The following is a 9,544-nucleotide window of genomic DNA, read 5'->3' as shown; positions in this document are numbered from 1 at the left end:
CCGGACGTGTCACCCACGTCCCGAGACTGATCTGTCACGCAGGTCCTGAGACCCGACACCGCCGGCAGTCGGCTGCCCTCGGTCGACTGATGCGCGACACTCGTCCGCCAGCTAATCTGCGACACCTCGCGCAACTGATCGCGGCAGATCGTGAGGCTGAGCTTGGTTGACCTCCACCGACCGGCAAGGATGCCCGCCCGATACCGTGCGTCTGTGATCCGACCTCGACCTCATGACACAAGTCGCTCGCTTGGGACTCGGGTGCGCCGTGGATGAGGTGGAGGCGGTTTGGAGACCCACCGGACTGGATGAACTACAGATCATCTGGAACGATGCCGCTGACTACGGCGCTGACGGCGAGGCTCCCGAAGGTATTCCGCGAGGCATCGTGCAGCTTTCGTACCTGCTGCGTGTCTACAACTCAGCGATGAGCGGTGGCTTGGGCTTCGCTGTCGAGGTGAACGAGCCCTTCCGTCTGAAACGCGCCATGGACGCGATGCAGTACTTCGGATTGGCGGACCTCGCCGAGCTGGTAGCAGACCTCATTGAGCACGACTTGGACATTTACCACGCCGGGTCCAGGCACGATGATCTGGAAACTCTCCTGGGCCCTCAGGGCGGGGCCCTGACGAGGGCGTTCAGAGTCAAAGCTGCCGAAAGGCCCGCCGACTTCGGCTTGGAGTGACGGCGGCCGTCCTGTCACACCTCACCCGGCGGAGCTGCGTCGCCAGTTCCTTGGAGCACATCAGCAGCGATGGCAAGGACTTGCGATCTCCCTCCAAGGCCCTGCGACCGTAGGACACCGCCTGGTCGAGGTCCCCGCTGCGCGCCGCCACGACGCCGAGCGTGATCCGGGCTTCGGCGTTGCGCATGGGCTTGCGCTCGGTCCCGTCCGGGTCCGTAGACGAACGGATGACCTCATGGGCGTACATCTCCGCGAGACGGTCCTCACCGGCGATGCGGTAGCAGTCCATCGCGTAGAAGTCGAACTTCGCCGGGTCCACCACGAAGTGATGGTCGGTGTCCTCCGGGTACGGCAGCGATTCCAGCAAGGATCGGCCCTTGTCCAGCGCCGTTTCGACCTGCCGCCTGTCGCCGAGCCGCGCCCAAGCCTTGGCGCGCTGCGCCGTCAACTGGACCGCCGCCCCGTCGTGCGCTGCTACTGCTTCGCCGGCCTCGGCGGCTGCAATCACGCCTCGATAATCGCCCTGGGTGAGCGCGTACCACGCCCGCATCTCGTACGCCCAGCCAGAGATGGCGGCGTTCCCCGCTTCGTCGCCCAGCGTCAAGGCAGCCTTGCGGGTGCCTTCAGCGATTCGGCGTAGCCCCACGTCGTACTCCACGCAGCCAACGACAAGCGCGACCCATCCTGCGAGGCTCAACACCTCCTGATGCTGGGCAAGAGTCAGCCGACGGTCCATCAGGGCGTCCCGCCGCACGTCGTCCAGGCCATCGCCCGGCACGCCGACGTGAAGATCACGCTGAAGGTCTACTCGCATGCCAACCTCGACGCGATGCGTCAGGCGCTCGGCAAGCTCGATGGACGGCTGTCATAGACCCTGTTGCTGTCACCGCCCCGAGGAGCGATCTTCTTGGGGGAGGTTTCTGCTGGTGGTGAAGGGTGGGCGCGGCAGGTTTCGAACCTGCGACCCCTCGCTTGTAAGGCGAGTGCTCTCCCACTGAGCTACGCGCCCGGAACGCCCGTACGGCGGGCCGGAGCGGCCAGCTTACCTGCCCGCCTCCGGCCCGGTCGAACGACGTACCTGGGTGTGGGACTCAGGCAGCGGCGGCCTCGGCCAGCGCCTTGCGCCAGCCCTGCTGGTCGCGCGCCTCGCCGGGCATGTTCATCTCCGCGAAGCGGACGACGCCGGCCTTGTCGATGACGAAGGTGCCCCGGTTGGCGATGCCCGCGATGTCGTTGAAGACGCCGTACGCCTGGGCGACCGCGCCGTGCGGCCAGAAGTCGGCGAGCAGCGGGAACTGGAAGCCCTCCTGCTCGGCCCAGATCTTGTGGGCGTACACGGAGTCGACGCTGACGGTCAGCACCTGGACGTCGTCGTTGGCGTACTCGTCGAGGTTGTCCCGCACCTCGGACAGCTCGCCCTGGCAGACGCCGGTGAAGGCGAGCGGGTAGAAGACGAGCAGGACGGTCTTACGGCCGCGGAAGTCGGCGAGCCGTACCTCCTGGTTGTTCTGGTCCTTGAGCAGGAAGTCGGGCGCCTCGGCGCCAACCTCGACGGGCATGTGCGCTCCTACTTCTTGCTCTTGGAGCCGCGCCGCATGACGAGGCGGGCACCGCTCCAGTCTCGGCCGGCGTTGATGGTGGAGGTCTGCTGGAGCCCGGCGGTCTGCGCGCTCTCCGCGACCTCGCTCGGCTCGACATGGCCGTCCCGGCCGGCCTTCGGGGTCAGGAGCCAGACCACGCCGTTGTCGGCAAGGGGCCCAAGGGCGTCCACGAGGAGCTCGAAGAGGTCACCGTCGCCGTCTCGGTGCCAGACCAGAACCGCGTCGACCACCTCGTCGGTGTCCTCGTCGACGAGATCCCCACAGCGGTCGGTCAGGGCGTCCCGGAGATCGGTGTCGACGTCGTCGTCGTAGCCCATCTCCATGACGACCATGCCCGGCTCGATACCGAACCGGTCCGCCAGGCTGCGTACCCCGTCGGCCTGGCCAGCGGTCGCGCTCACTGTCGCGTGCCTCCTCATCTCATGCCTGCTCGTGGCGTCGGGTGACACCGTCGGGCTCAGTCCACACAGTTGCGGCTCGCCGCGCAAGTGGCGCACCGGGTGGAACGGAATTTACCGTGCCAGCAGCGTACGGGCACCCTGGGTGATGGCTTCCTCCGAGACCAGAACCTGACGAGCGGCCGGACCTAATGGTACAAACGAGTCAAGTCCGGCCACACGGCGCGCGGCGCCGACGTACCCGGTGTCGACGAGCGCGGACAGCACGCCCTCGCCCACCCCGCCGGAGCGTCGCGTCTCGTCCACCACCAGCACCCGGCCGGTCGCCGAGGCCTCCCGGATGATGTCGGCCACCGGCAGCGGGGCCAGCCAGCGCAGATCCACGACCCGGCTGCCCACGCCCTCCGCGGCGAGGGTGGCCGCCGCGCGCAGCGACATCCGCACCCCGCTACCGAATGTGATGATGGTGAGGTCCTCGGACGAGCCGATCCCGTAGACGCGGGCCCGCCCGATCGGCACGTGCCGGTCCGCCCAGGCGCCCGGCTCGGCGTACTCGGCCGTCCACTCGCCGTCGCCGTCGGCGTAGAGGTCGCGGGCGTCATAAAGCGCGGCCGGCTCCAGGAAGACGCAGACGCTGCCGTCCACCCGGGCCGCCGCCAGGCACGTACGCAGCATCGGCGCGGCGTCGTCCGGCCGCGACGGCACGGCGACCACGAGCCCCGGCACGTCCCGCAGCACCGCCACCGAGTTGTCGTTGCGCGCGTGGCCGCCGAGCCCGTCCTCGCCCGCCAGGGCGGCCACCCGCACCACCATCGGGTTGCGGAACGCGCCCCGGGAGAAGAACCGCATGGTGGCCGCCTCGCCGCGCAGCTGGTCCTCGGCGCTGTGCAGATAAGCCAGGTACTGGATCTCCGGCACCGGCAGCATCCCGGCCAGGCCGGCGCCCAGCCCGAGCCCGATGATCGAGGTCTCGTCCCGTGGCGTGTCGAACACCCGGGCCGCCCCGAACCGGTCCCGCAGCCCTTCGGTCACCCCGTGCGCCCCGCCGCCGGCGGCCACGTCCCGGCCGAACACCGCCATCTGAGGGTGGTCGAGCATGCCGTCGGCGAGCGCCGCGTTGATGCTCTGCGCCAGCGTCAGCGGCCCGGTCAGCTCCGGCGGCTTGCCGCCGAACGCCTCCGCCCGCGCCCCGGCGCCCGGCCCGGCCGCCCGCGCCGCCGCGTCGGCCACCGCCCGGGACACCCGGACCGGCCGTCGTGGCGCCAGCTCCCGCACGACGTCGACCGCGGACGCCAGTTTCGGCTCGTCCAGCACCTCCTCGGCGATGCGGCGCAGTTGCCAGCCCCGCTCGTCGTACCGGCTGAGCAGCTCCTCGCCCCCGGCGTACCCGGAGGTGACCAGCAGCCGCGCGGTGGCCAGCAGCGGGTCGCGGGCCGCGTCACCCTGGCCCATCAACCGGACCGCGCCCAGGTGCAGCACGGCGGGCCGGCGGTGCCGGCGCACCCAGGCCGCCGCCTCCGCCGCCACGCGGTAGCTCTCGGCGACGTCCGTGCCGTCGGCCGTGAAGTAGCGGATGCCGGGCCGGGACCGCAGCGTCGTCGCCACCCACCCGTCGGCGGAGCGACAGCTGTCCTCGCACACGAACAGCACCGGGATACGCAGGCCGGTGTGGTCGTACCAGCCGGCCGTGTTGAGCGCGGCGGTCACCGTGGCGTGGTTGACCGAGGCGTCGCCGAAGGAGCAGACCACCACGGAGTCCGCGGGCCAGGCTGCCGCTTCCGGCTCGCCGTCCGCGGGCCGGGCGCCCCGGCGCAGCCTCTCCAGCGCCAGCCCCAGGCCGACCGCGCGGGGCAGGTGCGAGCCGGCGCTCGCGACGGTCGGCACGACCGCGAGGTCGGCGCGGCCGAAGAGCTTCTGCCGGCCACCCGCGGCCGGTTCCTCGGCGGACGCCACGATGCCGCGCAGCACGTCGCGCGCCGCCGCCGCGAACGCGTCGTCGGGGGCAGGCGGCGGCAGATCGGGTACGCCGACAGTCGCGCCACCGTCCGCGTCCACCACGATCCCGGCTCCCACGGGAAGGCTGCCCGCGTCGCCTCCCGCCCCCGGCCGTTCGAGATCTTGGTACGAAACGGCCCCCATAGGGGCACTTTCGCTCCAAGATCTCTCCGGTTCCCGGAGGGTGGAACGTTGCTCCTGGGAGGTGGGATTGATGTGGGGAGTCTGGCCGGTGCCGCGCTGGGCGGGCAGGTCGTGCGATTCGTGGGTGGCGTCCGGCAGGGCCGGGGCGTCCGCCGGGGCCGGGGTGGCCGACGGGGCCGGGGTGGCCGACGGGTCCGGGATGACAGCCGCCGGAGTGGGGGTAACAGCCGGCGAGGCGGGGGTGGCTCGCTGCGCGGAGGATGCGGCCGGCTCGTCGGGCGAGACGCCGCTTGAGGCGCCGGGGACAGCATCGGGCGAGCCGTCGACGGCGGCGTCGGGATCGGTCTCCGGGTCGGGTGTCCGCGGGGCGGGCGGCGGCGGGGCGGCGGGGAAGGCGCCGGCGGCCTGGGCGGCGCGCAGGCAGTAGAACGCCCCGGAGCGGTGGTGCAGCAGCGCGGGGTCGGTCGGCCGCAGCGCGGCGGCCACGGCGGCGTTGCCCTCGTGCCCCGCCGACTCGATGGTGTGGTACCCCTCACCGAAGCCGTGCAGCCACTGCCCGGCCAGGTCGAGCAGCCGGCTGGTCAGTTGCGCGTCGAACAGGGCCAGCGCCTGCGCCCCGGTCAGCGGCCCGCCGTCGGGCAGTCGCTCGCCCAGGTCGCGCCGCTGGTCGGGCGCCCCGAGCGCGGCCAGTTCGGCCCGGAGCCGGTCGTCGAGATCGTGCGGGGTGGTCACGTCGGACAGCATTACCGACTCGGGCCCGCCGCGCCCAGTCGGACACGTTCCGCCCGGCGTGGCTCAGACCTCGCCGCACTCCTCCGGGCAGCCGCCGTCGGAGACCTTGAAGACGAGTTCACGCAGTGCGGCCAGTTCGGCGGTGCTCAGGTCGTCGAGCAGTCGGGAGTCCGACATGACCTGCCGGACCCGCGCCCGGACCTCCCGGCCGCGCCCGGTGACCACAAGCGTCTTCTGCCGCCGGTCGGCCGGATCGGTGCGTCGTTCCACCAGCCCGGCCCGCTCCAGCCGGTCGGCCAGGCCGGTGACGTTCGACCTGTCGCAGCCGAGCTGCTCGGCGAGGTCGCGGGCCGGCTGCGGGCGGTCCGGGTCCAGTTCGTGCAGCGCGCGGGCGGCCGCGGGGGTGAGCCCCAGCCCGGCGAGCGCCTCGTCCTGGTGGTGGCGCAGCGCGGCGGCGACGTGCAGGATCCGGCGCACGGTGTCCCCGGCCAGGCTCGGCCGGTCACCGGGGCCGGGCTGATCAGCGGAGACAGTGGAGTGCGCCATCAGCCAATTCTACGTGACTGGTCAATAATTGATGCACTCCACTATCTGCGCGGCCTTGGTCAGCCGGGCAGGAACGAGAAGCGCACCTGGCGGTCGGGGTTGTCGCCGTTGGTGTCGACCAGGCAGATCGACTGCCAGGTGCCGAGCTGGATCCGCCCGGCGAGCACCGGCAGCGTGGCGTACGGCGGGACGAACGCGGGCAGCACGTGGTCGCGGCCGTGCCCGGGCGAGCCGTGCCGGTGCCGCCACCTGCCGTCGGTGGGAAGCAGGTCGTCGAGCGCCCGCAGCAGGTCGTCGTCGGAGCCCGCGCCGGTCTCGATGATCGCCAGCCCGGCCGTGGCGTGCGGGACGAAGACGTGCAGCAGACCGTCGCCGGCGCTGGCGACGAACCGCTCGGCCTCGCTCGTGATGTCCCGGACGGTCGGCCGGGAGCCGGTCCGGACGGTGATCACCTCACTGCGCATACGGCGCATTCTGCCGCAGTGCCCGGTTCCCCGCCGCGCCCGCCGATAGCGCACCCGGTGATCGCGCAAAGTTACTGATGGGTACCTGTGTTCAGCGTCGCGTCTGAGGGTGGGAGAGGTGACGACACGCGCCACCAGGGGGCAGGATGGCGCTAGAGACCTATCCCACACGAAACCGAGGGAACGCCTGTGGCTACGGAACGCAAGCGCCCGGTGATCACCGCTGGTCTGCCGAGCCAGCTTCCGGACATCGACCCTGAAGAGACCAGCGAATGGGTCGAGTCGCTCGACGGTGTCATCGACGAGCGCGGGACAAAACGAGCCCGGTACGTCATGCTGCGCCTGCTGGAGCGGGCCCGCGAGCGGCAGGTCGGGGTGCCGTCCCTGACCACCACCGACTACATCAACACGATCCCGCCGGAGCGCGAACCGTGGTTCCCGGGTGACGAGCACGTCGAGCGGCGGCTGCGGGCGTACATCCGGTGGAACGCCGCCATGCTGGTGCACCGGGCGCAGCGCCCGGAGATCGGCGTCGGTGGCCACATCTCCACGTTCGCCAGCTCCGCGTCGCTCTACGAGGTGGGCTTCAACCACTTCTTCCGGGGCAAGAACCACCCGGGCGGCGGCGACCAGATCTTCTACCAGGGCCACGCCTCCCCCGGCATGTACGCGCGGGCGTTCCTGGAGGGCCGGCTCAGCGAGTCCCAGCTCGACGGCTTCCGGCAGGAGCTGTCGCACCCCGGGGGCGGGCTGCCGTCGTACCCGCACCCGCGGCTGATGCCGGACTTCTGGGAGTTCCCGACCGTCTCGATGGGTCTCGGGCCGCTGAACGCGATCTACCAGGCGCGGTTCAACCGCTACCTGCAGCACCGGGGCATCAAGGACACCTCCCAGCAGCACGTCTGGGCGTTCCTCGGCGACGGTGAGATGGACGAGGTCGAGTCGCTCGGCGCGATCGGCGTGGCCGCCCGCGAAGAGCTGGACAACCTCACCTTCGTGATCAACTGCAACCTCCAGCGCCTGGACGGACCGGTCCGCGGCAACGGCAAGGTCATGCAGGAGCTGGAGGCGTTCTTCCGGGGCGCCGGCTGGAACGTCATCAAGGTCGTCTGGGGCCGGGAGTGGGACCCGCTGCTCGCCGCGGACACCGACGGCGCGCTGGTCAACCTGATGAACACCACGCCCGACGGCGACTACCAGACCTACAAGGCGGAGTCCGGGGCGTACGTGCGGGAGCACTTCTTCGGCCGTGACCCGCGGACCCGCAAGATGGTCGAAGGGCTGACCGACGACGAGATCTGGAACCTCAAGCGGGGTGGCCACGACTACCGCAAGCTCTACGCGGCCTACAAGGCGGCCACGGAGCACACCGGCCAGCCGACGGTGATCCTCGCCAAGACGATCAAGGGCTGGACGCTCGGCTCGCACTTCGAGGGCCGCAACGCCACGCACCAGATGAAGAAGCTGACGCTGGAGGACCTGAAGCTCTTCCGCGACCGCCTCTACCTGGACATCCCGGACAAGCAGCTGGAGGAGAACCCGTACCTCCCGCCGTACTACACCCCGGGCGAGAAGTCGGACGAGATCACCTACCTGAAGGACCGGCGCCAGCAGCTCGGCGGCTACCTGCCCACGCGCAGCACCGCGCGCAAGACGCTGGCCATCCCGGGCAGCGAGCGGTTCGCCGACGTCAAGCGCGGGTCGGGCAAGCAGAAGGTCGCCACCACGATGGCCTTCGTCCGCCTGCTCAAGGACATCATGAAGGACAAGGAGTTCGGCAAGCGCTGGGTGCCGATCATCCCGGACGAGGCCCGCACCTTCGGCATGGACTCGCTCTTCCCGACCCAGAAGATCTACTCGCCGCACGGCCAGCGCTACACCGCCGTGGACCGGGACCTGTTCCTGTCCTACAAGGAGTCGACCACCGGCCAGATCCTGCACGAGGGGATCAACGAGGCCGGGTCGGTGGCCTCGTTCACCGCCGCCGGAACGGCGTACGCCACGCACGGCGAGCCGATGATCCCGCTGTACATCTTCTACTCGATGTTCGGCTTCCAGCGCACCGGCGACGGGTTCTGGGCGGCGGCGGACCAGATGGCGCGGGGCTTCGTGCTCGGCGCGACCGCCGGCCGGACCACGCTCAACGGTGAGGGCCTCCAGCACGAGGACGGCCACTCGCTGCTGCTCGCCGCCACCAACCCGGCGGTGGTCTCCTACGACGCGGCGTTCGCCTTCGAGCTGGCGCACATCGTGGAGAACGGTCTGCACCGGATGTACGGCGAGGCGCAGGAGAACATCTTCTACTACCTCACCATCTACAACGAGCCGATCTTCCAGCCGGCCGAGCCGGAGGGCGTGGACGTCGAGGGCATCGTCAAGGGCATCCACCGCTACTCCCCCGCGCCGCAGGTCGGCGACGACGCGCCGAAGGCGAACATCCTCGCCTCCGGCACCGGCATGCAGTGGGCGCTCAAGGCCCAGCAGCTGCTCGCCGAGGACTGGGGCGTCTCCGCCGACGTGTGGTCGGTGACCTCCTGGACCGAGTTGCGCCGCGACGCGGTGGAGTGCGAGGAGTACAACCTGCTCAACCCGGGCGAGGAGCAGCGGGTGCCGTACATCGCGCGGAAGCTGGCCGACGCCGACGGGCCGAAGGTCGCGGTCAGCGACTGGATGCGCGCGGTACCGGACCTGATCGCCCGCTGGGTACCGGGCGACTACACCTCGCTCGGCACCGACGGCTTTGGCATGTCGGACACGCGGCACGCGCTGCGCCGCCACTTCCACGTGGACGCCGAGTCGGTGGCGGTCGCCACGCTGCGCCAGCTCGCGCTGCGCGGCGTGGTGCCGGCCCACGTGCCGGCCGACGCCGCCCGCAAGTACGCGCTGGACGACGTCAACGCCGCCCCGGTCGGCGAGACCGGCGGCGACAGCTGAAAGGAAGGGCCCCTTCTTAACGCCTCCGGCAGAGAAGGGGCCCCT

9 protein-coding genes and 1 tRNA gene are annotated in these 9,544 nt (G+C 70.9%); 3 read left to right on the top strand and 7 right to left on the bottom strand.

Annotation, left to right across the window (positions count from 1 at the left end):
* The first annotated feature begins 268 nt into the window (after nt 1-268).
* Nucleotides 269-685 (top strand): hypothetical protein, encoded by a 417-nt coding sequence (locus tag AMK25_RS27625; protein ID WP_073831300.1) that lies wholly within the window; start codon nt 269-271, stop codon nt 683-685.
* On the opposite strand, the gene AMK25_RS32850 is transcribed toward AMK25_RS27625, so the two are convergent.
* Nucleotides 645-1,343, bottom strand: coding sequence for a hypothetical protein (locus AMK25_RS32850; protein ID WP_241826512.1), 699 nt, complete (start codon nt 1,341-1,343; stop codon nt 645-647). The two genes, AMK25_RS27625 and AMK25_RS32850, sit on opposite strands and share 41 nt — an antisense overlap.
* Before the next feature lie 48 nt (nt 1,344-1,391).
* Between AMK25_RS32850 and AMK25_RS32080 the strand changes: the two genes are divergently transcribed.
* On the top strand, nt 1,392-1,556 hold the full coding sequence (locus AMK25_RS32080; protein WP_241826511.1) for a hypothetical protein: 165 nt from the start codon (nt 1,392-1,394) through the stop codon (nt 1,554-1,556).
* 66 nt (nt 1,557-1,622) lie between these two features.
* On the opposite strand, the gene AMK25_RS27615 is transcribed toward AMK25_RS32080, so the two are convergent.
* The 6 genes from AMK25_RS27615 to AMK25_RS27590 all read right to left on the bottom strand — a co-directional run bounded on the left by AMK25_RS27615 (nt 1,623) and on the right by AMK25_RS27590 (nt 6,565).
* Nucleotides 1,623-1,694, bottom strand: a tRNA-Val gene (locus AMK25_RS27615).
* 82 nt (nt 1,695-1,776) lie between these two features.
* On the bottom strand, nt 1,777-2,244 hold the full coding sequence (locus tag AMK25_RS27610; protein WP_073831299.1) for a peroxiredoxin: 468 nt from the start codon (nt 2,242-2,244) through the stop codon (nt 1,777-1,779).
* 8 nt (nt 2,245-2,252) lie between these two features.
* The gene (locus AMK25_RS27605; protein ID WP_073831298.1) at nt 2,253-2,687 is read right to left on the bottom strand and encodes a DUF3052 domain-containing protein; all 435 of its coding nucleotides are present in this window, start codon (nt 2,685-2,687) and stop codon (nt 2,253-2,255) included.
* 111 nt (nt 2,688-2,798) lie between these two features.
* On the bottom strand, nt 2,799-5,567 hold the full coding sequence (locus AMK25_RS27600; RefSeq protein WP_073831297.1) for a transketolase C-terminal domain-containing protein: 2,769 nt from the start codon (nt 5,565-5,567) through the stop codon (nt 2,799-2,801).
* Nucleotides 5,568-5,618: 51 nt separating this feature from the next.
* Nucleotides 5,619-6,101, bottom strand: a complete 483-nt coding sequence (locus AMK25_RS27595; protein WP_073831296.1) for a MarR family winged helix-turn-helix transcriptional regulator — start codon at nt 6,099-6,101, stop codon at nt 5,619-5,621.
* Nucleotides 6,102-6,160: 59 nt separating this feature from the next.
* Nucleotides 6,161-6,565, bottom strand: coding sequence for a secondary thiamine-phosphate synthase enzyme YjbQ (locus tag AMK25_RS27590; protein ID WP_192900094.1), 405 nt, complete (start codon nt 6,563-6,565; stop codon nt 6,161-6,163).
* Nucleotides 6,566-6,754: 189 nt separating this feature from the next.
* Here AMK25_RS27590 and aceE point away from each other — a divergent pair, with 189 nt between their 5' ends.
* The gene (aceE, locus tag AMK25_RS27585; RefSeq protein WP_073831294.1) at nt 6,755-9,499 is read left to right on the top strand and encodes a pyruvate dehydrogenase (acetyl-transferring), homodimeric type; all 2,745 of its coding nucleotides are present in this window, start codon (nt 6,755-6,757) and stop codon (nt 9,497-9,499) included.
* Nucleotides 9,500-9,544 lie beyond the last annotated feature (45 nt).

Origin of the sequence: Micromonospora sp. TSRI0369, from assembly GCF_001905625.1 — a bacterium.
GTDB lineage: Bacteria > Actinomycetota > Actinomycetes > Mycobacteriales > Micromonosporaceae > Micromonospora > Micromonospora echinospora_A.
Note: the sequence above shows the minus strand (reverse complement) of the source record. Positions and strands in the feature narration are given on the sequence as shown.

Bases quoted from the DNA above. Each gene is read 5' to 3' on its own strand.
- AMK25_RS32080 (WP_241826511.1), top strand. From the start codon at position 1,392: ATGCTGGGCAAGAGTCAGCCGACGGTCCATCAGGGCGTCCCGCCGCAC.
- AMK25_RS27610 (WP_073831299.1), bottom strand. From the start codon at position 2,244: ATGCCCGTCGAGGTTGGCGCCGAGGCGCCCGACTTCCTGCTCAAGGAC.
- AMK25_RS27600 (WP_073831297.1), bottom strand. From the start codon at position 5,567: ATGCTGTCCGACGTGACCACCCCGCACGATCTCGACGACCGGCTCCGG.
- AMK25_RS27595 (WP_073831296.1), bottom strand. From the start codon at position 6,101: ATGGCGCACTCCACTGTCTCCGCTGATCAGCCCGGCCCCGGTGACCGG.
- AMK25_RS27590 (WP_192900094.1), bottom strand. From the start codon at position 6,565: ATGCGCAGTGAGGTGATCACCGTCCGGACCGGCTCCCGGCCGACCGTC.